The sequence below is a fragment of the Pseudomonas sp. SDI genome, assembly GCF_003105155.1.
GTDB lineage: Bacteria > Pseudomonadota > Gammaproteobacteria > Pseudomonadales > Pseudomonadaceae > Aquipseudomonas.
In genome coordinates this window covers 48,205-74,146 of record NZ_QETK01000001.1, presented here as the reverse complement: position 1 = coordinate 74,146, position 25,942 = coordinate 48,205, and the positions used below count along the sequence as shown (strand labels likewise).

The following is a 25,942-nucleotide window of genomic DNA, read 5'->3' as shown; positions in this document are numbered from 1 at the left end:
GCGCCGGTCTTTTACCAGACCTCGTTTAAGGTGTGCAATTCCCCGAAGCCAGCTTCGGCTGCGCGTCCGCATCGCGGACTCTCCTTGACGTTCCTTTTTTTCTTCAATCGTTTTCGCAAATCCCCGCCGACAAAGCTGCCAGGGTGACCCTCGGGTCTTACAAGGCATGCGCAGCTTTGGAGCATGGGTCTTTGCGGATGCACTTAGAGGCAGACCCATGACCCAGGAAACCGGCGGCTTCGCCGCTCTCGATCTTCATCCAAGTATTGTTGCCGCCGTTCTGGCCACTGGCTACGAAGAGCCATCGGCCATTCAGCAGCAATCGATCCCGATTATTCTTGCTGGTCACGACATGATCGGTCAGGCGCAGACAGGTACCGGTAAAACCGCTGCCTTCGCTCTGCCAATCCTGAACCGTATCGACCCGAGCAAGCGCGAGCCGCAAGCCCTGATCCTGGCGCCAACCCGTGAGTTGGCGCTGCAAGTCGCTACCGCATTCGAAACCTACGCCAAGCAGATGCCGGGCGTAACCGTGGTAGCCGTGTACGGTGGTGCCCCGATGGGCCCACAGTTGAAAGCAATCCGCAACGGCGCGCAAATCGTCGTGGCAACCCCTGGCCGTCTGTGCGACCACCTGCGTCGCGACGAGAAGGTCCTGGCTACCGTCAACCACCTGGTGCTCGACGAAGCTGACGAAATGCTCAAGCTGGGCTTCATGGACGACCTCGAAGTGATCTTCAAGGCCATGCCGGAAACCCGTCAGACCGTGCTGTTCTCCGCGACCCTGCCGGCTTCCATCCGGGCAATCGCCGAACGTCACCTGCGTGATCCTAAGCACGTCAAGATCCAGAGCAAAACCCAGACGGTAACGGCCATCGAACAGGCTCACCTGATGGTCCACGCCGACCAGAAGGTATCCGCTGTCCTGCGTCTGCTGGAAGTGGAAGAGTTCGACGCGCTGATCGCCTTCGTGCGTACCAAGCAAGCCACCCTGGACCTGGCCAGCGCCCTTGAAGCCAAAGGCTACAAAGCCGCTGCGCTGAACGGCGATATTGCCCAGAACCAGCGTGAGCGCGTCATCGACTCGCTGAAAGATGGCCGTCTGGACATCGTCGTCGCTACCGACGTCGCTGCCCGTGGCCTGGACGTACCGCGCATCACTCACGTGTTCAACGTCGACATGCCGTACGACCCTGAGTCCTACGTTCACCGTATCGGCCGTACTGGCCGTGCCGGTCGCGAAGGCCGTGCGCTGCTGCTGGTTACCCCGCGCGAGCGGCGCATGCTGCAGGTGATCGAGCGTGTTACCGGTCAGAAAGTTGCCGAAGTTCGCCTGCCGAATGGCCAGGCCGTGCTGGATGCGCGTATCAAGAAACTGACCAACAGCCTCGCGCCGCTGGTTGCCGATGCCGAAGCCTCGCATGGCGATCTGCTCGACCGCCTGACGGCCGATATCGGTTGCAGCCCGCGTGCCCTGGCCGCAGCCCTGCTGCGCAAGGCGACCAACGGTCAGGCGCTGACCCTGGAAGCGGTCGAGAAAGAGCAGCCGCTGGTGCCGTCTTCCGCCCCGCGTGAGCGTACTGCCGGTGGCGAGCGTTCGGAGCGTGGCGAGCGTGAGCGCCGTGCACCGATGCCGCTGGGCGAAGGTCGCGCACGTTGCCGTACCGCGCTGGGCGCGCGTGACGGTATCGCTGCGAAGAACCTGCTGGGCGCGATCCTCAACGAAGGTGGTCTGGCGCGTGAAGCGATCGGTCGCATTCAAGTGCGCGACAGCTTCAGCCTGGTCGAGCTGCCGGAAGATGGTCTGGACCGTCTGCTGACCAAGCTCAAGGACACTCGCGTTGCCGGTAAGCAGCTGAAGCTGCGTCGGTACCGTGAAGACTGATCCTGAGTGATTGAAAAAATCCCCGACTGGTTCGGGGATTTTTTTTGCCTGTGCGGGCCGCATCGCTCAATCGAAACGGTAGATGTCCATCCCTAGCGCCCCCAGGGTGAAGCCTTGGTGCGCAATCCCGAATAACCCGCCCGCGCCGCGTGCAAAGTACAGCGGCAGCAAATGCTCGTCGCTGGGGTGGCTGCGCACGGCAAACGGTGCCTGGCGTCGGTAGTCCAGCAGCGCCGCACTGTCTGCAGCCTGTAACTTCTCGATCATCCAGTTGCGAAAGGCCAGGGCCCACGGCTCGACGCTTTCCGGTCCGGCGTGCCAGTCCAGTTCGCCGAGGTTGTGGGTGATGCTTCCCGAGCCGACCAGCAGAACATCCTCGTTGCGCAGGGCGGCCAGCGCCCGGCCTACCTGTTCCTGCAGCTGCGGGCCGAGCTGGGAGGGCAGTGATACCTGCACGATGGGGATGTCGGCCTGTGGATACATCAGTGACAGCGGCACCCACACGCCATGATCGAATGGACGTCGTGGGTCGAGGCGGGCATTCAGCCCGGCGGCGCCGAGCAGGTTCGCCACGTGGGCTGCCAGCGTCGGCTCGCCGGGTGCCGGATACTGCACGGCGAACAGGGCGGCCGGAAAACCGCCGAAGTCGTGCCAGGTATCCGGTTGTGGGTTACTCGATACCCGTAATTCGCGGCTTTCCCAGTGCGCCGACACCACCACAATGGCCTTCGGTCGCGGCAGCTCGGCGGCCAGGCGCTTGAGCGCCGGCCCACTGGCGCCGGGCTCGAGGGCCAGCATGGGCGAGCCGTGGGAGATAAACAGGCTGGGCAGCATGAACGCGCTCCTGAGGTTAAGATGCGTTTATCTTCAGGCAGATCATTGATCTAAATCTAATATAAGTTTTCGCAGTATTTGATCGAATTTATCGAGGTGATACATGCAGGCAGCGTTCTGGCATTCACGTTGGAAGCATAACCAGATTGGCTTCCATCAGTTGCAGGTCAATGCCGACCTGCAGCGCTTCTGGCCCGTGCTCGAGGTGCCGGTCGGCGCCCGTGTGCTGGTACCGCTGTGTGGCAAGAGCCTGGACCTGCTGTGGCTGGCCGGGCAGGGTTTGCAGGTACTGGGTGTGGAGTTGTCGGAGCAGGCCGTCGAGGATTTTTTCCGCGAGCACGACCTGGTGCCGCAGGTTGAGCAATGCCCGGCGTTCAAGGTGTATCGCTGCGCCGGCATCGAGATCCGCTGTGGCGATTTCTTCGCCCTGAGTGCGGCAGATGCCCAGGGCTGCACTGCCGTGTATGACCGCGCTGCGCTGATTGCCCTGCCGCCGCCCCTGCGCGAACGCTATGCCCGGCACCTGGAGATGTTGCTGCCAGTAGGGAGCACGGGCTTGCTGATCACCATGGACTACGACCAGACCAAGCTCGATGGCCCACCGTTCGCTGTCATTGATGCGGAGGTGCAGAGGCTGTTCGCCGCCTGGCAGCCGGCTGAGCTGGCCAGTCACGACATCCTTCAGGACAGTCCCAAGTTTCGTCAGGCAGGTGTCGAGCAGTTGTGCGAGCGGATCTACCGTTTGCAGCGCTGAAACAAAAAAAGGGCGACCCGAGGGTCGCCCTTTTTGCTGGCGGTGAAACTTAACCGCGACGGCGCAGCGCTTCGATACGCTCTTCCAGCGGCGGGTGGCTCATCAGCAGGCCGGCCAGGCCCTGCTTCAGGCCGCCATTGATGCCGAAAGCGTTCAGGGTGTCGGGCATGTGCACCGGCACGCCTTGTTCCGAGCGCAAGCGCTGCAGGGCGGCGATCATCGCGCCGGTGCCGGCCAGGCGGGCACCGGCTTCGTCGGCGCGGTATTCGCGTTTGCGCGAGAACCACATGACGATGGTGCTGGCCAGAATGCCCAGAATCAATTCGGCGACAATGGTCGCGATGTAGTAGGCGATACCCTGGCCTTCTTCGTTCTTGAAGATCACCTTGTCGACGAAGTTACCGATGATCCGTGCGAAGAACATCACGAAGGTGTTCACCACGCCCTGGATCAGCGCCAGGGTCACCATGTCGCCATTGGCGACGTGGCCGATCTCGTGGGCCAGTACTGCACGGACTTCATCCGGCGAGAAGCGTTCCAGCAAGCCCTGGCTCACCGCAACCAGTGCATCGTTGCGGTTCCAGCCGGTGGCAAAGGCGTTGGCCTCGTAGGCGGGGAAGATGCCCACTTCCGGCATCTTGATACCGGCCTCGCGGGACAGTTCCTCGACGGTTTGCAGCAGCCATTGTTCATGGCGAGTGCGCGGCTGGGTGATGATCTGGGTACCCGTGCTCATCTTCGCCATCCACTTGGAGATGAACAGCGAGATCAGCGATCCGGCAAAGCCGAACACAGCACAGAAAACCAGCAACTGATCGAGCTTGAGGTCAACTCCGTTTGCCGCCATGAACCCGTTGAAGCCGAAAAGGCTCAGGGTAATGCTGGCAATCAGCACGACCGCAAGGTTGGTGGCCACAAACAGCAAAATGCGCATCATGGTGGTTTGGTTCTCCTGACGGACAGAAATGAAGCGTATGCCGGGGTATATAAGGTGCGCGCCTTGTCTATTCAACCGGGCGACTATTTCAAACTGTGTACTTGGTGCCGATCCGTGCACATCGACCCCGTCCGCGAGCCACGGCGGCAGGTAGGAAAAGTCGCAAGGTCGCAGGGCAGAGCCTGCGCCAGGGAGCGGCGCAGGCTTGAGTGTAGGTTACTGCTGATAGGTCTTCAGGAAGTTACCGATACGGCCAATCGCCTGCTCCAGGTCGTCGACCCGCGGCAGGGTTACCACGCGGAAATGGTCCGGCCACGGCCAGTTGAAGGCGGTGCCTTGCACGACCAGCAGTTTTTCCGAGAGCAGCAGGTCGAGTACGAACTTCTCGTCGTTGAAGATCGGGCAGACTTTCGGATCGATTTTCGGGAACGCATACAGCGCCCCCATCGGTTTCACGCAGCTGACACCGGGAATGTCGTTGAGCAGCTCCCAGGTGCGGTTACGCTGTTCCAGCAGGCGGCCCGACGGCAGCACCAGGTCGTTGATGCTCTGATAACCACCCAGTGCCGTCTGGATCGCATGCTGGCTTGGCACGTTGGCGCACAGGCGCATGTTGGCCAGCATGTCGATGCCTTCGATGTAGCTCTGCGCGTGCTGCTTGGGCCCGGAGATGGCCAGCCAGCCGGAGCGGAAGCCAGCCACCCGGTACGACTTGGACAGGCCGTTGAAGGTCAGGCAGAGCAGGTCCGGTGCCAGCGAAGCGGTGCTGATGTGCACGGCCTCATCGTAGAGGATCTTGTCGTAGATCTCGTCGGAGAACACCACCAGGTTGTGCTGGCGGGCCAGCTCGAGCATCCCCAGCAGCAACTCGCGCGAGTACACGGCGCCGGTCGGGTTGTTCGGGTTGATGATTACCAGGGCCTTGGTGTTCGGGGTGATCTTGGCCTTGATGTCGGCCAGGTCAGGGAACCAGTCGGCCTGCTCGTCGCACAGGTAGTGCACCGGATTACCGCCGGCCAGGCTCACGGCGGCGGTCCACAGCGGGTAGTCCGGGGCCGGGATCAGCACTTCGTCGCCGTTGTTGAGCAAGGCCTGCATCGACATCACGATCAGCTCGGAAACGCCGTTGCCCAGGTAGATGTCCTCGATGCCGACGCCTTCCACCTGCTTCTGCTGGTAATACTGCATCACCGCCTTGCGGGCGCTGAACAGACCCTTGGAGTCGCTGTAGCCTTGGGCGGTTGGCAGGTTGCGGATCACATCCTGGAGAATTTCGTCCGGCGCTTCGAAACCAAAGGGCGCCGGGTTGCCGATGTTCAGCTTGAGGATACGGTGGCCTTCCTCCTCCAGGCGTTTGGCGTGCTTGAGCACTGGGCCGCGAATGTCGTAGCAGACATTGGCGAGCTTGTTCGATTTGCTGACCTGCATGATGTGATCCCGATTAGAAAAGATCGCCGCGTAGCGCTGTGAAAAGGTTTGAAATGCGTGTAACGCGGGTGCCAGACTGGCGTCTGATGAGGCGCAATAATACGTGCCACCCGCGTTGTGGAAAAGACGCAGCGCGGGCTTTTTAGCGTGATGAGGCCTGGCAATGGAAAAGATCGAGAAAACCCTGGAAGAATGGCGCGCAATGCTCGACCCCGAGCAATACAACGTGTGCCGGCTCAAAGGTACCGAGCGCCCGTTCAGCGGCAAATACAATTCCACCCGCACCGACGGTGTCTACCATTGCATCTGTTGCAATGCGCCGCTGTTCGATTCGCGGGTCAAGTTCGATGCCGGGTGCGGTTGGCCAAGCTTCTATGAACCGATCGACGGTGGCGCGATGATCGAGATCCGCGACACGTCCCACGGCATGATCCGCACCGAAGTCACCTGCGCCCAGTGCGATGCGCACCTGGGTCATGTGTTCCCGGATGGCCCGCCGCCTACTGGCCTGCGCTACTGCATCAATTCGGTGTGCCTGGACCTGGTGCCCCGTTAATCAACGCAACCTGCCGATCACCAAGGAGCACCATCATGGCCGATGCATTGCTGGATATTCCCTGCATCACGATGAAGGGCGAGCAAAAGACCCTGGCGGACTTTCCAGGCAAAGCCGTGCTGGTGGTCAACACCGCCAGCCAGTGTGGATTCACCCCGCAGTACAAGGGGCTGGAAAAGCTCTGGGAGCGCTACCGTGATCGCGGCCTGGTGGTGCTGGGCTTCCCCTGCAACCAGTTTGGCAAACAGGAGCCGGGCGACGAGCGCGAGATCGCGCAGTTTTGCGAGCTGAATTTCGGTGTGAGCTTCCCGCTGTTCCGCAAGGTCGAGGTCAATGGCGCCGGCGCCCACCCGCTGTTCGTCAGCCTGAAACAGCGTGCACCGGGGGTGCTCGGCTCGCAGGGTATCAAGTGGAATTTCACCAAGTTCCTCATCGACCCGGCCAGCGGCAAGGTCACCCGTTACGCGCCGAGCACCAAGCCCGAGGCGCTGGTCGAGGTCATCGAGAAACTGCTCAGATAGGTTTCAGTGGCACCCAATGGTCGATCAATGCCAGCAGCTCTTCGCGACGAAACGGCTTGGCCAGGTAGTCGCTCATGCCCGCCGCCCGGCAGCGCTCGCGCTCCTCGGGCATGGCGTTGGCGGTCAGGGCGATGATCGGCAGGCTGGGCCACTGGCCGCTCTGGCGAATTCGCCGGCTGGCTTCGTAGCCGTCCATCACCGGCATGTTGCAGTCCATCAAGACCAGGTCGAACGGCCTGCGCTCCAGTTGCTCCAGCGCCTCGGCGCCCTGCGCGGCCACCGTCACTTCACAGCCCAGCTTGGCCAGCATGCCTTTGGCCACCAGTTGGTTGACCGGGTTGTCTTCCACCAGCAGGATCTGCGCGCGGCATTCGCTGGGCAGGTTGCCCGTCTGCGCTTCGCTGGTTAGCCCCTCGCTGCCGAGCAGGGTTCGCCGCAGCGCCTGGTACAGCGCGTTGCGCGCCAGTGGCCGGGCCTGCTGTTGCAACGGTGCGAGGTGGGCGGCCTGTTCGCCGGGGAGAAAGTTGCCATAGGCGGTGACCAGCAGGATTGGCGCCTTCAGGGTCGGACGCAAGCCGAACAGGGCGTCGAGGTTGTCGGTGATGATCAGGTCTGGCTGTTCGCCGAGCAGGGTGTCGAGGCTGTCGTGGCGGCGGTAGGTCAGGCCCCAGGCGGGCAAGAGCGTATCGAGCAACTCGGCGAGGCCGCTGCTGGCATTGCTTAGCGCCGCGACCGTACCGCTCAGCTGCGGCGGCGTCATCGCCGGGGTGTGGCGGGGCAAGGGCAGTTCGGCGCTGAACTGGCTGCCGAAGCCGGCTTCGGAACTGATGCTCAGGCGCCCCTTCATGGCTTCGCAGAGGTTGTTGGTCAGGGCCAGGCCCAGGCCGGTGCCGCCATATTGACGGGTGATGCCGGCGCCGGCCTGGGTGAACGGCTGGAAGATCCGTACCTGGGCCTCCTGCGGGATGCCGATGCCAGTGTCGCTGACGTCCAGGCGCACGCCGCCGTTATGCGTGGTCAGGCGCACGTCGACGCGGCCGAAGCGGGTGAACTTGAGGGCGTTGGACAGCAGGTTGCTGACGATCTGCCGCACCCGTGTCGGGTCGCCGAGGACAAGGGCGGGAAACTGCGGATCGATCAGGCAGGTCAGCTCGACACTGGGTGCAGCGTTCTGCGACAGCAGGTTGGCGGTGTCCTCCACCAGCGCGCCGAGGTCGAAGGGAATGCGCTCAAGTTCAAGCTGGCCGGCATCGAATTTGGACAGGTCGAGAATATCGTTGAGCAGTTCTACCAGCACTTTGCCCGAGTCGTGGGCAATCGACAGTTGCTGGCGTTGCTCGGCATTCAGCGGGCTGTCCAGCGACAGTGCGATCATCCCCAGCAGGCCATTGAGCGGGGTGCGGATCTCGTGGCTCATGTTGGCCAGAAAGGCTGCACGTGCCTGGGCCATGTCCAGTGCACGACGGCGGGCTTCCTCAAGCTCCTCGTTGGACTGGCTGAGGCGGGTGTTGCTCGCCTTCAGCTCGTTGGTGCGCGCCGAAACGATGTTTTCCAGCTCGTTGAGGTAGTCGGTCAGGCGGTTCTCAGCGTTGCGCCGCTGCTGGATCTCGGTGGCCATGCTGACGAACTGCTGGTTGGCCACCTTCACCAGAACGCCGATCTCGTCCTGCTCGTGGCCGGGCGGGAAGGTCAGTTTGTTCTGGTTGGGGTTGCGCGAATCGCTGTTGCTCAGCGCGCTGATCACCCGCACCAGCGGTTTGGTCAGCATGATGTAGAACAGCGCCAGGAGGATCCCGGTCAGTACCAGGCTGCGCACGAAGCCGTTGAGCAGGGTAACCTCGGCACGCTTGAGGAAGCGCCCGCCGAAGGCAAAGGTGTCGACATCGATAAACAGCGTGCCGAGGTACTCGTCGGGCATGTGGCTCAGGGCCAGGCGGTCCTTGAACTGGCGACGCTCGCCAAACAGGAAGTCGCTGATCAGCCGGTAGCTGCTTTCCTGGCGCGGGCGCCGCACATCGGCAAGCACCGTGTCGTTGTTGTCGATCAGTTGGGCGCGGGTGATGGCCGGCGATTGCAGCAGCCCGCCGGTGAGTTCCCGCGCCAACTCCGAATCGATGTTGTAGGCGATGCGCGAGGCGGTGTTGTGGCTGATTTCCAGCAGCGCCTGCATCTCGCGGTTGATAGAGGCGTCTTCACTGGCATAATCGATGCCGATCTGGATGAGACTGAGCAAGGTCCCGAGGATGAAGCCGACGAGGACCGTCAGCCGGGCTTGTTTGTAAGACAGGCGATTGGTGAACTTGATATCCATGGTCCCGAGCCAGTTCCACATTCCGTGCGCTGCGCAAGCATAGCCGATCAAGCCCGGCTGCTGGCACGTACTGTCGCACATTCAGCGTGCTCCCATTCCCTTGTCTTGAGGACTTACCGTGGACTCTCGTTTGAACGCCTTTCTCGAACGTGCCGAGACCGTGCTGGCACGCCTCGAACCCTTGCTGCCGGCGTTGCGCCTGGACATCGACTGGCACCATTGCCTGGCCGCACGCTGGCAGCGCGAAGGCCGCAGCGGTTTCCTGCTGCCGCTGCAGGTCAGCCTGGACATGCGCCTGTCGGACCTGATTGGCGTCGACAAGCAGCGCGACCAGTTGGGTCGCAACACCCGCCAGTTTCTCGATGGCATGCCGGCCAACCACGCGCTGCTGTGGGGCTCGCGCGGCACCGGTAAGTCGTCGCTGGTGCGCGCCTTGCTTGCCGAGCATGCCAAGGCCGGTCTGCGCCTGATCGAAATCGAGCGCGATCACCTGGCGGACCTGCCGCGGGTGGTCGAGCAGCTGCAAAAACTGCCGCAACGCTTTGTGTTGTTCTGCGACGACCTGTCCTTCGAAGCCGGGGAGGGCGACTACCGGGTGCTGAAAAGCGTGCTCGACGGCTCGCTCGAACAGGCGCCGGACAACGTCCTGCTGTACGCCACGTCGAACCGCCGGCACCTGGTGCCGGAGAAACAGAGCGACAACGAAAACTGGAAGATGATCGATGGCGAACTGCACCCCAGCGAAGCGGTGGAAGACAAGATTGCCTTGTCCGATCGTTTCGGCTTGTGGTTGTCGTTCTATCCGTTCACCCAGGAGCATTTCCTCGATGTGGTCGAGCACTGGATTGGCCAGTTGGCCGCGTCAAGCGGGTTGAGCTGGGTGCGCGACGAAGAGCTGGAGAAGGCGGCCATCCGCTGGGCGACCGGGCGTGGCAACCGTAATGGCCGATGTGCCTATCAATTCGCCCGTTACTGGGTGGGACTCAAATTGCTGGAGCAACACTGATGATCGATTTGAACGCGGCGGGCCAGGGCCTGGATGGTTATGGCCTGCTGACTGCGCAACTGCAGGCATTGCTGGCCGACGAGCGTGACTTCATTGCCAACGCTGCGCAGTTTTCGGCCTTCCTCTATACCCAGGTCGACGACCTGAATTGGGCCGGCTTCTACCTGAACCGCGACGAGCAACTGGTGCTTGGGCCGTTCCAGGGGCAGGTGGCCTGTGTGCGTATTCCGTTCGGGCGGGGTGTGTGTGGCGCGGCGGCAGCTACGCGACAAACCCAGCGGGTCGAAGACGTGCACGCCTTCCCTGGGCATATCGCCTGTGACAGCGCTTCGAACAGCGAGCTGGTGATTCCGCTGGTCAAGGACGGTCGCCTGATCGGTGTGCTGGACCTCGACAGTCCGAAGCTGGCGCGCTTCAGCGAGGCGGATCAGCTGGGGCTGGAGCGTCTGGCCGAGATCTTCCTGCAATCGACCGATTGCTGAAAGCAGAAGAGGGGGCCCTGATGGCCCCCTCTTTTCCACTGAATCACCACGCCCTGTGGGAGCTGGTCTTGCCGGCGAAGGGCATGCCCAATGATCAGTCGTAGATAACCTTCTTCTTCCAGTCGTCCGCCGGATCGGCCTTCAGCCCTTCGGTCAGTTCGTTGACTTCGTCCTCGGCCGGCTCCAGCTTGTTCAGCACCATGGCGTTGGCGCGTGCCAGCAGCTTCTCCATATAGTCGAGCTGTTCACGGTACTGCACCGGGTCGGGCTGCTTGCGCAGGTACTGCACGCCGCGCTCGAAGGCCAGTCGCGCATGCCCTGGCTGGTTCTGCTGCAGGGCCGCCTGGCCCAGGTTGTTGAAGAACTCGATGTGCAGCAGCACCAGGATGTGGCGGATTTCCTTCACCCAGTACTTGGCTTCGTTGTTGGCCAGGAAGCCTTCCTGCGAGGCGCGCACTACCTGGCTGTGCAGGGCTTCGAGGAGGAAGCGCACATCCTTGGCCTTGGCTTCGGTAAGAATCGGGTTTGGCGGGTTGTTGACCGGCAGCGCTTCGCCCTGGGCAATCAGGCCTTCCAGCTCGCTGATGCGCGTGCGCAGGGCACTGCTGTGCTTGTCCAGGTTCAGCTGGCGCTGGTTGAGGTTCAGCTCCAGGCGGGTCATCAACAATTTGAGAGCGGGCGTCATCAACTGGCCGGGGAAGGTTTCGCTGATCTCGCCACAACGGCGCAGGCGGTCAGCCAGCTCGACCTTGAGACGCGCGCGTTCCAGCTTGTTGTTCTCGACCACGTTGTTCAGGTAGCCGATCACGATCAGTAACGCGATACCCGCTACTATAAGCAGGGTGATCAGAAGTGGTGTCACCGTTAACGCCTCATCAAGTAAAGGTTTACCTGTTTGAGTGTAGTGGCTTCCCATTTGCCCGGATAGAGGCGTTTGGCGGTTGCCGTGGGGACGATAATGGCCAGGGGCCTTGAACCCCCGGCGACACGGGGCTCGCTGGGGCTTGGGTGTCAGAAAAAAAACGTCAAAGCGCAGGCGCGAGTTTCAGCCCGATGAGCCAGGAAGCAGGGCGAAGTCATTGATTTAAATAAATTTATATATAGGGGTTGACGGCTTCTCAAAGCACCCCTAGAATGCGCGCCACTTGCAGCGTAAAGCACACAGCGAAACGCGGCAGGGAGTGAATGTTGTAGTGTGTCCCCTTCGTCTAGTGGCCTAGGACACCGCCCTTTCACGGCGGTAACAGGGGTTCGAGTCCCCTAGGGGACGCCATATTTGCGGGAATAGCTCAGTTGGTAGAGCACGACCTTGCCAAGGTCGGGGTCGCGAGTTCGAGTCTCGTTTCCCGCTCCAAATTAAAAAACGCCGCTCAGTTTGAGCGGCGTTTTTTTTGCGTATTGTGCCTGGGCGCTACACGGGACAAGGTTCACGGAGAAAATTTTCTTCAGGGGCTTGGCAACCGGGTAAAACAGGTTCACAATAGCGCCCACTCCAAACAAGCAATAAACCTTTGTAAATCAATAGGTTAAAGGCTAAGAGCCAGATTGTTGCAGGTTCGGAGACGCTTCACTTTGCGGGAATAGCTCAGTTGGTAGAGCACGACCTTGCCAAGGTCGGGGTCGCGAGTTCGAGTCTCGTTTCCCGCTCCAGATTCAAAAAACGCCGTTCATACGAACGGCGTTTTTTTTGCCTCAGATAACCATCCGGTACTCGATCACCCCAGGCTTTTCCGCGATCCAGTCATACAGCCGCTGGGCGGTGCTGTTGCTTTGCTGGGTATGCCAGTACAGGCGCGCGCAGTGCTGCTCGCGAGCCTCGGCCTGCACGTGTTCGATCAGTCGCTTGCCGACCTGGTGCCCGCGTGCTTCCGGCGCTACGTAGAGGTCTTCCAGGTAGCAGAAGTCTGTGGTGCCCCAGGTCGAGCGGTGGAACAGGAAGTGGACGAACCCATATAGTCGCGTGCCGTCGCTGATCACCGCGCAATGCACGGGTTCGCGCGGATCGAAGAAACGCATCCAGGTGGTGGCGGTGGTCGCTTCGCTCAGCGCGACCCGATAGAAGTCCTGGTACGCCTGCCAGTATTCCAGCCACTGCGGGTAATCCTGCTCTTCCACCGGGCGAACGGTGAGGGTGCACTCTGCAATTTTCATTTCAAGCATCCTTGTTGGCATTGAAGGCGTTTTTATAGCGCCTCAATGGCATGATGTTCCCCACCAATAGCCTCAGGATGAGCAGACCAATTGTTCAGGCATTCCTTGCTCGAGTCGGTCAAGGCCCGCATCGGCCACCCCGAACTGGCACATCTGCCGCTGCACTCACGGGTGCAGCGGGCCATCCGCCAATTGATTCTCGATGGTGCACTGGATGCGGGTAAGCCGTTGCCCGCATCGCGCCTGCTGGCACAATCGCTGGGAGTATCGCGGGACACCGTCGAGGCGGCCTATTCGCAGTTGCATGCCGAGGGTTTCATCGAGCGGCGGGTAGGCAGCGGCAGCTTCGTCTCGCCGGCGACCCAGTTGCGCCGTGGCCGGCGAGGAGCGAGGCCGCCGTCCGGGGTGTCGCCAGCCAATCTGAGCCAGCGCGGCGCGGCGATCTTCGCCGCCGGCGGCGTCAGCGAACAGCTCAGCCCCCGGCCGTTCGCTCCCGGTGTGCCGGAGACGCGGATGTTTCCGCTGTCGACCTGGGAGCGCCTGCAGCGTCAGGTACTCAAGGAGTACGGCCATCGCGCCCTGAGTCATGGCGACCCGCAAGGTGCCGAGCCGTTACGCCGGGCTGTCGCCGATTACGTCAACCTTGAGCGTGGGGCGCGGGCCAGCCCTGATCGGGTATTGATCCTGACCAGCTCGCAACAGGCATTGAGCTTGTGCGCGCAAGTCTTGCTCGACGCCGGGGAGCGCATTTTCATCGAGGACCCGGTCTACTACGGTGCACGCAAGGCATTTGCCGCCGCCGGGTTGGAAGTACTGCCGATTGCGGTCGATGCGCAAGGCTTGCAGGTCGCGCGCATCGTCGAGCATCCCGCACCTGCCAAGGCCGTGTATGTCACGCCATCGCACCAGTTTCCCAGCGGTACGACCCTGTCGCTGGACCGGCGTCTGGCCCTGATCGAGTGGGCGGCGCAACATCGGGCCTGGATCATCGAGGACGATTACGACAGCGAGTTTCACTATGCCGGCAGGCCGACCGCCTGTGTTCAGGGCCTGGATGGCGGCGAGCGGACGCTCTACATCGGTACGTTCACCAAATCGTTGTTTCCCGGCTTGCGGATTGGCTACATGGTGCTGCCATCGGCACTGGTCGCGCCGATGACGGTCGCGCGTTCCTTGCAGGACGGCCATAACGCGTCGCTGGCCCAACTGACATTGGCCCGCTTTATCGTCGGCGGCCATTTCGGTGCGCACGTACGCAACATGCGCAATGTGTATGCCGAGCGCTTGAGCTGCCTGGCAGGCCTGATCCGCCGTCATCTTGGCGACTTTCTCGAGGCGCGGGTGCCGGCGGGCGGGCTGCAGTTGCCGTGTGTGCTGAAGCCGGGCATGACGGAGCGCCCGGTGATCGACGCGGCGCGCCAGGCAGGCATCGATCTGCTTGGGCTGAGCGGTCTGTATGCGTCCGGGGCGGTGGAGCAGGGGTTCTTGCTGGGGTTTGCGGCCTACACCGAACACGAGCTGGAAGCTGCGGTGCGGCTACTGGCTGAGCGGATAAAGCGCTTGCAGACGATGACCCGAAGTTAATCGCAATCAACTTCGGGGGCACGACGGATATCAGTGCGTGCTGTCGTCCGACGACATGCTCAGCAGCTGTTTTTCCTGGTTCCAGTCGAACGGTTCGTCGTTCTGTTCGGCCTCGTAGCGGCGTTCCTCCAGGGCCTGGTAGAGATCCAATTCCTGGTCCGGCATGAAGTGCAGGCAATCACCGCCGAAGAACCACAGCAGGTCGCGTGGCACCAGGTGGGCGATCTGCGGGTAGCGCTGGATTACTTGGCACATCAGGTCCTGGCCCAGGTATTTGCTTTCCGGGTCGACCGGCAGTTGCTGCATCAGGTCGTCGAAGCGCTCGAGGAACAGCTCATGGCTTTCTTCCGGCACCTGTTCGGCTTCACCGAGGGCGGCCAGGATGCTGCGCAGGTGGGTGAGCAGGGCAAGATGATATTCGAGGTGAGCGTTGGCCATGGGGGCGATCCTCTAGAGCAAAAACGGGCGCGCGAGTATACGGCGCTGCGCGCCCGATGTCCCGGTCCGATTGGCTCAGCGGGCTTTTCCCCGTTGTCTACGTGCGCGGAACAGCTCAGTTAGCGGCCTTGGCATCGGTGATAGTGGGCTCGACCAAAATGGCCACATCGTCGCTCTCGGAGGTCCCGGTCAGGCTGACCGACGGCCCCTTGGGCAGGCATTTCGTGGTCTGCTTGCCCACGTTGATTTCAACGGTTGGGGCATCGCTGGCCTGGCCATCGTTCTTGCAGCTGACTTTGCTGAGGGTTTTCGACTCGCCCGCTGGTTGTATGGAAATCAGCGCGTAGGTGGGTGTCAGTTTGTTCGGATCGGCGGAGCGGTCAGCCAGTTTGTAAATAACGGTCTGGCCTGTCGGCAGCGCGACCGTCGTGTCGTTGTGGGAAGCGATAACGCTTGAGGTGAGGCCCAAAGGCTTGCTCAGGCGCAACTCTACGTTCTGCGGCTCTACCAGGAGTGTCAGGTCGGCAGCCAGTGCGAGCGTACTAGCGCTTGAGAAGACCAATGCAATAAGCGAGCGTGAACAGCTCATTCGGGTATCTCCTTCGATGGAGGAATAAGTCCATGTAGTAAGAACAGCTGATAGCAGCGGGGATGTGGCTTATAGGTGCGGCTGCCCTCATGGCTTCAAATTATCAGGCTCGGGAAGCAGTTTTCGCTACTGATAGAAATGTCAGTTGACAGGTAGGGGCATCTGGAAACCGACCATTGCGAAATCGCCGAGTGCGCGAGGATGCTGCGCAGGTGGGTGGGCAGGGCAAGATGGCATTCGAGGGGAGCGTTGCTCATGGAGGCGATCCGCTGGAGCAAAACCGGCGCGCATATATACGGCTGCGCGCGCCCGTTTTGCTCCCCTTGGCTCAGCGGACTTTACCCGCCGTCGGCAGCAGTTGCGCCTTGGTAAAGGCATCGACATCGATCACCCGCCGCCGCGCCGCTTCGGCTTGATGCAGGCTCTGCGCTTCGCCGGCCTGTAGCACCCCGGCTTGCAGCGCGGCATCGATCAGCGACTCGCCCGGCGCTGGCGCGAGCTGCCCTGCCTTGAGGGCCTGATGCAGTTTTTTGTGCAGCGGGGCGCTGGCGCCGAGCAGGTCGCTGGCGTGTTGCAGGGCTCCCACCGGATCGTCCGCATCGGTCGGGCGGTAGCAGCCGGCCAGCAGCTCTTCCAGTGCCGGGTCGCCCTTGGCCCGGCCGATCAGTGCGGCCACTTCGGCATCCAGTGCATCGGATGGGCCGGTATGTCGGCGACCGAACGGGAACACTACCAGGCGCAGGGCGCAGCCGATAAAGCGGTTGGGGAAGTTATCGAGGATCCGATCGAGGGCTTTTTCGGCCTGGCCGAGGCTTTCCTCCATGGCCCAGCTGAGCAGTGGGCGCATGTAGTCGGGGGCGCCGAGGTCGTGATAGCGCTTGAGTGCCGCCGACCCCAGGTACAGGTTGCTCAGCACGTCGCCGAGGCGCGCCGACAGCCGTTCGCGACGCTTCAATTCACCCCCGAGCAGCATCATGCTCAGGTCGGCGAGCATAGCGAATGCCGCCGCCTGGCGGTTGAGGGCACGGAAGTAACCCTGGCTCAGCGCATCGCCGGGGACTTTCTCCAGGTGCCCCAGGCCGAGACCCAGCACCAGGGTGCTGGCCGCGTTGCCAACGGCAAAGCCGATGTGCTGCATCAGCAACTGGTCGAACTCCTTGAGGGCCTGGTCATGGTCGTCGCGGCCGGCCAGGGCCATTTCCTTGAGCACGAACGGATGGCAGCGAATCGCCCCCTGGCCGAAGATCATCAGGTTGCGCGACAGAATGTTCGCGCCCTCGACGGTGATGAAGATCGGCGCACCCTGCCAGTTGCGCCCCAGGTAGTTGTTCGGGCCCATGATGATGCCCTTGCCGCCGTGCACGTCCATGGCGTGCTGGATGCATTCGCGGCCACGCTCGGTGAGGTGGTACTTGAGGATCGCCGAGAGCACCGAGGGCTTCTCGCCGAGGTCCACCGCCTTGGCCGTGAGCAGGCGTGCGCTGTCCATCAGCCAGGCGTTGCCGCCGATGCGTGCCAGCGACTCCTGAATGCCTTCGAAGGCGGCCAGCGGCACGTTGAACTGCTCGCGTACCTGCGCGTACTGACCGCTCACCAGGCTGGTGTACTTGGCGGCCCCGGTACCCACGGCCGGCAGCGAGATAGAGCGCCCCACCGACAGGCAGTTCATCAGCATCATCCAGCCTTTGCCGAGCATTTTCTGGCCACCGATCAGGAAGCTCAGTGGCACGAACACGTCCTTGCCGGCGTTCGGCCCGTTCATGAACGCCGCGCCCAGCGGCAGGTGACGTTTGCCGATGTCGACGCCCGGGGTGTCGGTGGGAATCAGCGCCAGGCTGATACCAAGTTCGGTCTGTTCGCCCAGCAGATGATCCGGGTCGTAGGCCTTGAAGGCCAGGCCTAGCAGGGTGGCCACCGGGCCGAGGGTGATGTAGCGCTTTTCCCAGTTCAGGCGCAGGCCGAGTACTTCTTCACCCTGCCACTGGCCTTTGCAGATGACCCCAGTGTCGGGCATGGCCCCGGCGTCGGAGCCGGCCAGCGGGCCGGTGAGGGCAAAGCAGGGGATTTCGTCGCCGCGGGCCAGGCGCGGCAGGTAGTGGTTGCGCTGCTCGTCGGTGCCGTAGTGCAGCAGCAGTTCGGCCGGGCCGAGCGAATTGGGCACCATCACCGTCGAGGCCAGGTCGCCGCTGCGGGTCGCCAGCTTAATCGCCACCTGCGAGTGGGCGTAGGCCGAGAAGCCCTTGCCGCCATACTCCTTGGGGATAATCAGGGCGAAGAAGCCATGCTCCTTGATGTGTGCCCAGGCTGCCGGCGGCAGGTCGAGGTCCTGGCCGATCTGCCAGTCGCTGACCAGCGCGCAGAGCGCCTCGGTGGGGCCGTCGATAAAGGCCTGTTCCTCGGCGCTCAGCGCCGCCTTGGGGTAGGTCAGCAGGGTGTTCCAGTCGGGGCGGCCACTGAACAGCTCGCCGTCCCACCACACCGTCCCGGCATCGATGGCTTCGCGTTCGGTTTGCGACATCGGCGGCAAGGTGCGTTGGAACCAACCGAACAGTGGGCCGCTGAGCAGCCGACGACGCAGGTCGGGGAGCAGCACCAGGGCAAACTTGGCCGCCAGCACCCCCCAGAAAATCGCCAGCAACCAGCCCGGCGCGCGACTGAAAATACCCATCGCCAGCAGATACACCGCGACGATGCCCAAGGCCGGCAAGGCCCCGACACGCCGGTGGGCGAGGTACGCCGCGCCGATCACCAGCACCACCAACCACAACAGCAACATAGTTTTTCCTCCGTGAAACCGTGGGGGCTACAGCCATCCATCAGAGCTTAGTAGGCATCCGCTAAACAGCCTCGTCTGAACAGTGACAGAACATGAACGACGGAGTTCGTTTCATGGCTAACGATTGCCTGCGTGCGTTGCTGGAGTAGACTGGCCGTCCAGCGCATTCAGTCAGGGAGTCGTCATGCTCAAGATCTGGGGTCGAAAGAATTCGTCCAATGTCAGGAAGGTATTGTGGTGTGCCCAGGAACTGGGCCTGGACTACGAATCCATCGATGCCGGCGGCGCGTTTGGCCAGGTCGACGAGCCGCATTACCGTGCGCTCAACCCCAACGGCCTGGTGCCAATGATCGAAGACGACGGGCTGGTGCTCTGGGAGTCGAATGCCATCGTCCGTTACCTGGGGGCCAAGCATGCGCCCGGCACGCCTTGGTACCCGAGCGATCCGGTGGCGCGAGCCAAGGCCGACAAATGGATGGACTGGACCACCTCGTCCTTCGCTACGCCATTCCGCCCCCTGTTCTGGGGCCTGTTGCGCACGCCGCCGGAGCAACGCGACTGGGTTGCGATCAACGCTGCACAGAAAACCTGCGCCCAGTTGCTGGCGATTGCCGACGCCACGCTGGCCACGCAACCCTTTCTGTCCGGGCAGGAACCGGGCATGGGCGATGTGCCGCTGGGCAGCTTCGTCTACGCCTGGTTCGAGATGCCTATCGAGCGACCGGACATGCGCCACCTGCGCGCCTGGTACGAGCGGCTGCAGGAGCGTCCGGCCTATCAGGCCGCGGTGATGACCGCACTGACCTGATCGTTTCGCTTAAACCGATAGTTACTATCGATAGACTTGACTGTACTTGTGTGGCCGGGCCAAGCACCATGGCCACATTTCACCGCGGTTGACCGTTGATCGGCCGTTTTCTGATCCGTGAATCCTCCAATCTGGTGCGTAGACCCGCTATGAGTTCTGCTCTGTCCATCCGGCAGTTAACCAAGACCTACGGCAACGGCTTCCAGGCCCTCAAGGGCATCGATCTGGACGTTGCCGAAGGCGACTTCTTCGCCTTGCTCGGCCCCAACGGTGCCGGCAAGTCCACCACCATCGGCATTCTTTCGACCCTGGTGAACAAGACCAGCGGCACTGTGAACATCTTCGGCCACGACCTGGACCGCAACCCGGCCCAGCTCAAGCGCAGCATCGGCGTGGTGCCGCAGGAGTTCAACTTCAACCAGTTCGAGAAAACCTTCGATATTGTCGTGACCCAGGCCGGTTACTACGGCATTCCGATGAAGGTGGCCAAGGAGCGTGCCGAGCAATACCTGACTCAGCTCGGTCTGTGGGACAAGCGCGATGTGCCGTCGCGCTCGTTGTCCGGCGGCATGAAGCGCCGACTGATGATCGCCCGCGCGCTGATCCATGAGCCGCGCCTGCTGATCCTCGACGAACCGACGGCGGGCGTGGACATCGAACTGCGCCGCTCGATGTGGACCTTCCTCACCGAGCTGAACCAGCAAGGCATCACCATCATCCTCACCACGCACTACCTGGAAGAGGCCGAGCAGCTGTGCCGCCACATCGGCATCATCGATCACGGCACCATCGTCGAGAACACCAGCATGCGCGCCCTGCTCGGCAAGCTGCACGTCGAGACCTTCCTGCTCGACCTCAAGCATGACCTCGCCCAGGCGCCGGATCTGGTCGGCTACCCGTGCCGGCTGATCACAGCGCACACCCTGGAAGTGCAGGTAGACAAGGAAGTGGGCATCACCGCGCTGTTCGGCCAACTGGCCCTGCAGAACATCGAGGTGCAGAGCCTGCGCAACAAGACCAACCGACTTGAGGAACTGTTCGTGTCCCTGGTGGAAAAAAACCTGGCGAAGGTGGCGGTATGAGTTCGGAACTGCGCCCCAACCTGATTGCCCTGAATACCATCGTCTATCGCGAAGTACGCCGCTTCACCCGGATCTGGCCGCAAACCCTGCTGCCGCCGGCGATCACCATGGTCCTGTACTTTGTCATCTTCGGTAACCTGATCGGCCGGCAGATCGGCGACATGGGTGGCTTCACCTACATGGAGTACATCGTGCCGGGGCTGATCATGATGTCGGTGATCACCAACTCCTACGGCAACGTGGTGTCGAGCTTCTTCGGCAGCAAGTTCCAGCGCTCTATCGAGGAATTGATGGTATCGCCGGTGTCGCCGCACACTATCCTCATCGGCTACACCCTGGGCGGTGTGCTGCGCGGGCTGGCGGTGGGGGTGATCGTGACCATCCTGTCGATGTTCTTCACCCACCTGCAGGTGCATCACCTTGGCGTGACCATCCTGGTGGTGCTGCTGACCGCGACGATCTTCTCGCTACTCGGGTTCATCAACGCCGTGTTTGCGCGCAACTTCGACGATATCTCGATCATCCCGACGTTCGTGCTGACGCCGCTGACCTACCTGGGCGGCGTGTTCTACTCGATCAACCTGCTGCCACCGTTCTGGCAGACGGTGTCGTTGGCCAACCCGGTGCTGCACATGGTCAACTCGTTCCGCTACGGCATTCTCGGCGTCTCGGACATCCAGATCGGCACGGCCATCACCTTCATGCTGGTCGCCACTGCCGTGCTGTACGTCGGTTGCGTGCGCCTACTGGTCAGCGGTCGGGGCATGCGCAGCTGATCGCTGCTGGCGCCGGCGCCACTGCCTGCCAACCCACCAGCGCCAGTAGAGCATGGTCAGGCAGTACGCCAGCGCACCGAGCAGCACACCACACACCAGCGAACCGAGCAGGAACGGCTGCCACAGGGTCGACAACTGCTCGGTGATCCATTCGAACGTCAGTTCTTCCGGCAGCGTACGCGCTGGAATCCCCATAAGCCAGGCGCCCATCTGGTAGGTGCAGAAGAACACCGGCGGCATGGTGATCGGGTTGGTCAGCCAGACCAGGCTGACCGCGATCGGCAGGTTGCCGCGGACCGGAATCGCCAGGCTGGCGGCCAGCAGCATCTGCATCGGAATCGGAATGAACGCCGCGAACAGGCCGACGCCCATGGCGCGGGCGACCGAGTGGCGGTTCAGGTGCCACAAGTTGGGGTCGTGCAGCAGCCGTCCGAGAAAGCGTAAGGATTTGTGCTCCCGGATGCTCGTCGGATCGGGCATGTAGCGTTTGAAAAGTCGACGCGGCATGTGAGGTCTCGGCGCTCTGAAGGGGGCCAGTATGCACGGAATATAAACAGCGCCAATTCAGACTTTGTGACAATTAATAAGCAAACGCTGCGCTCGCTTGAACTAAGCCTGATGAACGGGTTTGGGTTCTGGGGCTTGAAGTTATGCGCACAGGGATGTTGGCGCTTGCGAGCGGTTTGTTGAGCCTGATCTGGTTGCCCGTGCTGCCATCGGTCGGTTGGCAGTGGGGGCTGCTCTTCTTCGGGCTGCTTTGCCTGATGTTTCGCCGCTGGCGAGCGGGGCTGTTTCTGCTCGGGCTGGGCTGGGCCTGCTTGTCGGCGCAGGCGGCGCTGGACGAGCGCCTGTCGGCGCATCTGGACGGGCGCACACTATGGCTGGAAGGGCAGGTGGTCGGTTTGCCGGCGCAGGGTGCGCAGGCGGTACGCTTCGAGTTGGCTGACGCGCGTTCTCGTCGCGAGACGCTACCGGCGCGGCTGCAACTGACCTGGCACGGCGGGCCGCCGTTGCGCAGTGGCGAACGCTGGCGCCTGGCAGTGACTCTCAGGCAGCCGGGCGGCCTGCTCAACCCGCATGGCCCGGACCCGCAAGCACACCTGCTGGCGCGGCGTATCGGTGCCAGCGGTAGCGTCAAGGCCGGCGAGCGGTTGGCGCCGGCGGCCTGGGCTTGGCGCGACAGCTTGCGCCAACGTCTGGCCGGGGTCGATGCATATGGCCGCGAAGGCGCACTGGCGGCGCTGGTGCTGGGCGACGGCGGAGGGCTTTCTGCCGAAGACTGGCAAGCCCTGCAGGCGACCGGCACGGTACACCTGATGGTGATCTCCGGGCAGCATGTCGGCCTGCTGGCGGGGTTGATCTATGCCCTGGTCGCCGGCCTGGCGCGAATCGGCTGCTGGCCGCGACGGCTGCCGTGGCTACCCTGGGCCTGCGGCCTGGCATTCGCCGCGGCGCTGGGGTACGGCCTGCTGGCCGGGTTCCAGGTACCGGTGCAGCGCGCCTGCATCATGCTTGCGGTGGTGCTGCTATGGCGTTTGCGCTTCCGTCATCTGAGCTTCGGCTGGCCGTTGCTGCTGGCGCTGGTCGGGGTGCTGCTGGTCGAGCCGCTGGCCAGCCTGTTGCCCGGGTTCTGGCTGTCGTTTGCCGCCGTTGCGGTGCTGATCTTCAGTTTCAGCGGCCGCCTCGGTGCCTGGCATCGATGGCGAGCCTGGACGCGTGCGCAGTGGCTGATTGCCGTGGGGCTGTTGCCGGTGCTGCTGGGCTGGGGCCTGCCGGTGAGCCTGACGGCACCGCTGGCCAACTTGCTGGCCGTGCCCTGGGTCAGTGTGATCGTGGTGCCGCTTGCGCTGGGCGGAACGTTGCTGCTGCCGCTGCCGTGGATTGGCGAAACGCTGCTCTGGCTGGCGGGCGGTGCATTGGCCGGGTTGTTTGCGGTGCTTGACTGGCTGGCCGCCTGGCAGCCGGCCTGGTTGCCCGCGGCGCCACCTTGGTGGGGCCTGGCACTGATCGTGCTCGGTGCGCTGTTGATCCTGCTGCCGACAGGCTTGCCCATGCGCGTGCTCGGGGTACCGCTGCTGGCACTGGCTGGCCTGCTGGCGCCGCAGCGGGTGCCGTTTGGCGAAGTGGAAGTCTGGCAGTTGGACGTCGGCCAGGGCCAGGCGTTCATCCTCCGTACCAGCGCCCACGTCATGCTCTACGACGCTGGCCCGGCACTGGCGGACAGCGACCTGGGCGAACGGGTGGTGCTACCGACCTTGCGCAAGCTCGGTATCGACCGGCTCGACCTGATGTTGCTCAGCCATGCCGACAGCGATCATGCTGGCGGCGCCCGTGCCATTCGGCGCGGCCTGCCGGTGGCGCGAGTCATCGCGGGCGATCCGGCTGCGCTGCATGCTGGCCTGCACGCCAGCGCCTGCTCCAGCGGCGAGCGCTGGGAGTGGGAGGGCGCGCACTTCAGTCTGTGGCAGTGGGAGGGCGCGAGCGGCAGCAATCAGGGTTCCTGCGTGTTGCGGGTGGAGGCGGGCGGCGAATCGCTGTTGCTGACCGGCGATATCGATGCCCGCGCCGAGGCGGCCTGGCTGCACAGCCCGATGGCTGGCCCGGTCGACTGGTTGCAGGCGCCGCACCATGGCAGTCGCAGTTCGTCGAGCGCGACCTTTCTCGCATTGACCGCACCCACCGGCATCCTGCTGTCGCGTGGGCGCTACAACCATTTCGGCCATCCGCACCCGCAGGTGCTGGCGCGCTATGCGGCGTTGGGCAGTGTCGTCTACGACAGCGCCGTGCTCGGGGCGGTGCGCCTGCGCCTGGGGCGTTTTGCCAGGCCGCAGGCGCAGCGTGAGCAGCGCCGTTTCTGGCGCGAACCGACATGACGCTGTTCGGCGGCCCGGCCCCCTATGGTAGAGTGGCGAACTTTTTCGAGGGGGTCCTAACTGTGTGGGAATTGGTCAAGTCCGGTGGCTGGATGATGCTGCCGATCATCCTCAGCTCCATTGCCGCCATGGCGATCGTTGCCGAACGCCTGTGGGTCCTGCGTGCCAGTCGAGTGACCCCGCCGCACCTGCTTGGGCAGGTCTGGCGCTGGATCAAGGACAAACAACTCAATAGCGATAAGCTCAAGGCCTTGCGCGCCGATTCGCCGCTGGGCGAGATCCTCGCCGCCGGCCTGGCGAACTCCCGGCATGGTCGCGAGATCATGAAGGAATGCATCGAAGAAGCCGCCGCCCGGGTCATCCACGAGCTGGAGCGCTACATCAACGCGCTGGGTACCATCGCTGCCATGGCGCCGCTGCTCGGCCTGCTCGGGACGGTGCTGGGCATGATCGATATCTTCAGTGCCTTCACCGGTTCGGGCATGACCACCAACGCCTCGGTGCTGGCCGGCGGTATCTCCAAGGCGCTGATTACCACGGCGGCGGGCCTGATGGTCGGTATTCCGGCAGTGTTCTTCCACCGCTTCCTGCAACGGCGCATCGACGAGCTGGTGGTTGGCATGGAGCAGGAGGCGATCAAGCTGGTCGAAGTGGTCCAGGGCGACCGTGATGTCGACCTGAGCGAGGGCAAGGCGTGAAATTCCGGCGCAAGCCACGGGAGACCGTGGACATCAACCTGGCGTCGTTGATCGACGTGGTGTTTATCCTGTTGCTGTTTTTCGTGGTTACCACCACGTTCACTCGCGAAACCCAATTGCGCGTCGAACTGCCGGAAGCGGCCAGCGGTGCGCCGGCCCCGGACAGCGAGCAGAAGCAGTTGGAGATCACCATCAGCGCCGAGGGCGTGTATTCGATCAATAACCACCTGCTGCCCAAGAGCGACCTGGCCACCCTGACCGAGGCGCTGGCCAAGGAAGCCAATGGCGACACCACGTTGCCACTGTCGATCAGTGCCGACGGCAAGACGCCGCACCAGGCCGTAGTCACCGCCATGGATGCGGCCGGCAAGCTGGGCTTCAGCCAGCTGCGCATGACCACGGTCGAGGCGGCGCCGGGGACCCCATAAATGGCTGCTGCCGATCGATTGCTTGCGGCCTGGTACAACGGCCATCCGGCGCTGGCGCTGCTGCGCCCGCTGGAGGCCCTGTACCGCCGTGTAGTGCGCACCAAGCGCGAACGTTTTCTGGCGGGCCAGGGCGAGATCTATCGCGCGCCGGTGCCTGTGCTGGTGGTGGGTAACATCACCGTGGGTGGCACGGGCAAGACGCCGCTGATTCTTTTCCTGATCGAACATTGCCGTCAGCGCGGGCTGCGCGTGGGCGTGGTCAGCCGTGGTTATGGCGCCAGGCCGCCGCAGTTCCCCTGGCGGGTGCGTGCCGAGCAGTCGGCAGCCGAAGCCGGCGACGAGCCGCTGCTGATCGTGCAACGCAGCGGGGTGCCGCTGGTGATCGACCCGAACCGCGCCCAAGCCGTGCGAGCCCTGCTGGCTGCCGAGCCGCTGGACCTGATCCTGTGCGACGACGGCATGCAGCATTACCGCCTGGCCCGTGACCTGGAACTGGTCCTGATCGACGCGGCCCGTGGCCTCGGTAATCGCCGCTGCCTGCCGGCGGGGCCGCTGCGCGAGCCGGTGGAACGCCTGGCCGACGTCGACGCGGTGCTGTTCAACGGCGCCACGGCGGACCGCGACGACGGTTTCGCCTTCACCCTTCAGCCGACCGCACTGGTCAACCTGCGCAGCGGCGAGCGCCGTGGGCTCGAGCACTTCCCGCCAGGCCAGGCACTGCATGCGGTGGCCGGTATCGGTAACCCGCAGCGTTTCTTCAATACCCTGCAAGGGCTAAACTGGCGGCCAGTGCCGCACGCTTTTGCCGACCACGCCGCGTTCAGCGCCCAGGCGTTGAGCTTCACGCCGCCGCTGCCGCTGGTGATGACCGAGAAGGACGCGGTCAAATGCCGCGCCTTCGCGGCGGATGACTGGTGGTACCTTGCGGTCGATGCGCGGCCTTCGCCGGCCTTTGTCGCCTGGCTCGACGCCGAACTGTTGCGCTTGCTGCCGGCACCCGCACAGCCCTGATTTCTTCTTTTTCC

Annotated in this window: 23 protein-coding genes, 3 tRNA genes and 1 pseudogene; 17 read left to right on the top strand and 10 right to left on the bottom strand. The window is 63.1% G+C overall.

Annotated elements, in window-relative coordinates:
• Window positions 1-183: 183 nt before the first annotated feature.
• Window positions 184-1,885, top strand: a pseudogene (locus DCO48_RS00375) (DEAD/DEAH box helicase).
• A 66-nt stretch (window positions 1,886-1,951) separates the two neighbouring features.
• On the opposite strand, the gene DCO48_RS00370 reads toward DCO48_RS00375, so the two are convergent.
• A complete protein-coding gene (locus tag DCO48_RS00370; protein WP_116548652.1) occupies window positions 1,952-2,719 on the bottom strand; it encodes a class III extradiol ring-cleavage dioxygenase in 768 nt (255 codons plus the stop codon).
• 103 nt (window positions 2,720-2,822) lie between these two features.
• On the opposite strand from DCO48_RS00370, the gene DCO48_RS00365 reads away from it, so the two are divergent.
• On the top strand, window positions 2,823-3,473 hold the full coding sequence (locus DCO48_RS00365; protein ID WP_116548651.1) for a thiopurine S-methyltransferase: 651 nt from the start codon (window positions 2,823-2,825) through the stop codon (window positions 3,471-3,473).
• A 49-nt stretch (window positions 3,474-3,522) separates the two neighbouring features.
• On the opposite strand, the gene htpX is transcribed toward DCO48_RS00365, so the two are convergent.
• Window positions 3,523-4,410: a protease HtpX gene (gene htpX / locus DCO48_RS00360; protein WP_116548650.1), complete on the bottom strand. Its 888-nt coding sequence runs from the start codon at window positions 4,408-4,410 to the stop codon at window positions 3,523-3,525.
• A 216-nt stretch (window positions 4,411-4,626) separates the two neighbouring features.
• Entirely contained in the window at window positions 4,627-5,838 is a 1,212-nt protein-coding gene (locus tag DCO48_RS00355) for a pyridoxal phosphate-dependent aminotransferase (RefSeq protein WP_116548649.1), read from the bottom strand.
• Between the two features lie 163 nt (window positions 5,839-6,001).
• Between DCO48_RS00355 and msrB the strand changes: the two genes are divergently transcribed.
• Both msrB and DCO48_RS00345 read left to right on the top strand, forming a co-directional pair.
• The gene (msrB, locus tag DCO48_RS00350) at window positions 6,002-6,394 is read left to right on the top strand and encodes a peptide-methionine (R)-S-oxide reductase MsrB (protein ID WP_116548648.1); all 393 of its coding nucleotides are present in this window, start codon (window positions 6,002-6,004) and stop codon (window positions 6,392-6,394) included.
• Window positions 6,395-6,429: 35 nt separating this feature from the next.
• Window positions 6,430-6,915 (top strand): glutathione peroxidase, encoded by a 486-nt coding sequence (locus tag DCO48_RS00345; protein WP_116548647.1) that lies wholly within the window; start codon window positions 6,430-6,432, stop codon window positions 6,913-6,915.
• On the opposite strand, the gene DCO48_RS00340 is transcribed toward DCO48_RS00345, so the two are convergent.
• Window positions 6,908-9,226, bottom strand: a complete 2,319-nt coding sequence (locus DCO48_RS00340; protein WP_116548646.1) for a response regulator — start codon at window positions 9,224-9,226, stop codon at window positions 6,908-6,910. The genes DCO48_RS00345 and DCO48_RS00340 overlap by 8 nt on opposite strands.
• Window positions 9,227-9,344: 118 nt before the next feature.
• Here DCO48_RS00340 and DCO48_RS00335 point away from each other — a divergent pair, with 118 nt between their 5' ends.
• Together DCO48_RS00335 and DCO48_RS00330 are read left to right on the top strand one after the other, a co-directional pair.
• A complete protein-coding gene (locus tag DCO48_RS00335) occupies window positions 9,345-10,232 on the top strand; it encodes an ATP-binding protein (protein ID WP_116548645.1) in 888 nt (295 codons plus the stop codon).
• The gene (locus DCO48_RS00330) at window positions 10,232-10,714 is read left to right on the top strand and encodes a GAF domain-containing protein (RefSeq protein ID WP_116548644.1); all 483 of its coding nucleotides are present in this window, start codon (window positions 10,232-10,234) and stop codon (window positions 10,712-10,714) included. The genes DCO48_RS00335 and DCO48_RS00330 overlap by 1 nt, the downstream gene beginning before the upstream one ends.
• 94 nt (window positions 10,715-10,808) lie before the next feature.
• Here DCO48_RS00330 and DCO48_RS00325 read toward each other — a convergent pair whose 3' ends face one another.
• A complete protein-coding gene (locus tag DCO48_RS00325) occupies window positions 10,809-11,576 on the bottom strand; it encodes a hypothetical protein (protein ID WP_116548643.1) in 768 nt (255 codons plus the stop codon).
• Between the two features lie 335 nt (window positions 11,577-11,911).
• Here DCO48_RS00325 and DCO48_RS00320 point away from each other — a divergent pair.
• From DCO48_RS00320 to DCO48_RS00310, 3 genes are all read left to right on the top strand, one after another.
• A tRNA-Glu gene (locus tag DCO48_RS00320) sits at window positions 11,912-11,987 on the top strand.
• 5 nt (window positions 11,988-11,992) lie between these two features.
• A tRNA-Gly gene (locus tag DCO48_RS00315) sits at window positions 11,993-12,068 on the top strand.
• 220 nt (window positions 12,069-12,288) lie between these two features.
• A tRNA-Gly gene (locus DCO48_RS00310) sits at window positions 12,289-12,364 on the top strand.
• A gap of 42 nt (window positions 12,365-12,406) precedes the next feature.
• Here the strand turns inward: DCO48_RS00310 and DCO48_RS00305 are convergent.
• Window positions 12,407-12,865: a GNAT family N-acetyltransferase gene (locus tag DCO48_RS00305; RefSeq protein ID WP_116548642.1), complete on the bottom strand. Its 459-nt coding sequence runs from the start codon at window positions 12,863-12,865 to the stop codon at window positions 12,407-12,409.
• A 90-nt stretch (window positions 12,866-12,955) separates the two neighbouring features.
• On the opposite strand from DCO48_RS00305, the gene DCO48_RS00300 reads away from it, so the two are divergent.
• Window positions 12,956-14,449, top strand: coding sequence for a PLP-dependent aminotransferase family protein (locus DCO48_RS00300; RefSeq protein ID WP_116548641.1), 1,494 nt, complete (start codon window positions 12,956-12,958; stop codon window positions 14,447-14,449).
• Window positions 14,450-14,479: 30 nt separating this feature from the next.
• Here the strand turns inward: DCO48_RS00300 and DCO48_RS00295 are convergent, their stop codons facing one another.
• The 3 genes from DCO48_RS00295 to DCO48_RS00285 all read right to left on the bottom strand — a co-directional run bounded on the left by DCO48_RS00295 (window position 14,480) and on the right by DCO48_RS00285 (window position 18,252).
• Window positions 14,480-14,887: a PA2817 family protein gene (locus tag DCO48_RS00295; RefSeq protein WP_116548640.1), complete on the bottom strand. Its 408-nt coding sequence runs from the start codon at window positions 14,885-14,887 to the stop codon at window positions 14,480-14,482.
• A gap of 115 nt (window positions 14,888-15,002) precedes the next feature.
• On the bottom strand, window positions 15,003-15,476 hold the full coding sequence (locus DCO48_RS00290) for a hypothetical protein (protein ID WP_116548639.1): 474 nt from the start codon (window positions 15,474-15,476) through the stop codon (window positions 15,003-15,005).
• Between the two features lie 328 nt (window positions 15,477-15,804).
• The gene (locus DCO48_RS00285; RefSeq protein ID WP_116548638.1) at window positions 15,805-18,252 is read right to left on the bottom strand and encodes an acyl-CoA dehydrogenase; all 2,448 of its coding nucleotides are present in this window, start codon (window positions 18,250-18,252) and stop codon (window positions 15,805-15,807) included.
• 184 nt (window positions 18,253-18,436) lie between these two features.
• Here DCO48_RS00285 and DCO48_RS00280 point away from each other — a divergent pair, with 184 nt between their 5' ends.
• The 3 genes from DCO48_RS00280 (at window position 18,437) to DCO48_RS00270 (ending at window position 20,918) form a co-directional block, all read left to right on the top strand.
• Entirely contained in the window at window positions 18,437-19,060 is a 624-nt protein-coding gene (locus DCO48_RS00280) for a glutathione S-transferase family protein (protein ID WP_116548637.1), read from the top strand.
• A gap of 149 nt (window positions 19,061-19,209) precedes the next feature.
• Window positions 19,210-20,142 carry an ABC transporter ATP-binding protein gene (locus DCO48_RS00275; protein WP_116548636.1) on the top strand — a complete coding sequence of 311 codons (933 nt, stop codon included), beginning with the start codon at window positions 19,210-19,212 and terminating at the stop codon, window positions 20,140-20,142.
• Window positions 20,139-20,918 carry an ABC transporter permease gene (locus DCO48_RS00270; RefSeq protein WP_116548635.1) on the top strand — a complete coding sequence of 260 codons (780 nt, stop codon included), beginning with the start codon at window positions 20,139-20,141 and terminating at the stop codon, window positions 20,916-20,918. The genes DCO48_RS00275 and DCO48_RS00270 overlap by 4 nt, the downstream gene beginning before the upstream one ends.
• Here DCO48_RS00270 and DCO48_RS00265 read toward each other — a convergent pair.
• Complete coding sequence (locus DCO48_RS00265) at window positions 20,886-21,425, bottom strand: DUF2062 domain-containing protein (RefSeq protein WP_116548634.1); 540 nt, start codon at window positions 21,423-21,425, stop codon at window positions 20,886-20,888. The genes DCO48_RS00270 and DCO48_RS00265 overlap by 33 nt on opposite strands.
• Window positions 21,426-21,568: 143 nt before the next feature.
• Here DCO48_RS00265 and DCO48_RS00260 point away from each other — a divergent pair, with 143 nt between their 5' ends.
• From DCO48_RS00260 to lpxK, 4 genes are all read left to right on the top strand, one after another.
• Window positions 21,569-23,791, top strand: coding sequence for a DNA internalization-related competence protein ComEC/Rec2 (locus DCO48_RS00260; RefSeq protein WP_116548633.1), 2,223 nt, complete (start codon window positions 21,569-21,571; stop codon window positions 23,789-23,791).
• A 62-nt stretch (window positions 23,792-23,853) separates the two neighbouring features.
• Complete coding sequence (locus tag DCO48_RS00255; protein WP_165840712.1) at window positions 23,854-24,489, top strand: MotA/TolQ/ExbB proton channel family protein; 636 nt, start codon at window positions 23,854-23,856, stop codon at window positions 24,487-24,489.
• Entirely contained in the window at window positions 24,486-24,917 is a 432-nt protein-coding gene (locus tag DCO48_RS00250) for a biopolymer transporter ExbD (protein ID WP_116548632.1), read from the top strand. The genes DCO48_RS00255 and DCO48_RS00250 overlap by 4 nt, the downstream gene beginning before the upstream one ends.
• On the top strand, window positions 24,918-25,928 hold the full coding sequence (gene lpxK / locus DCO48_RS00245; RefSeq protein WP_116548631.1) for a tetraacyldisaccharide 4'-kinase: 1,011 nt from the start codon (window positions 24,918-24,920) through the stop codon (window positions 25,926-25,928).
• Window positions 25,929-25,942 lie beyond the last annotated feature (14 nt).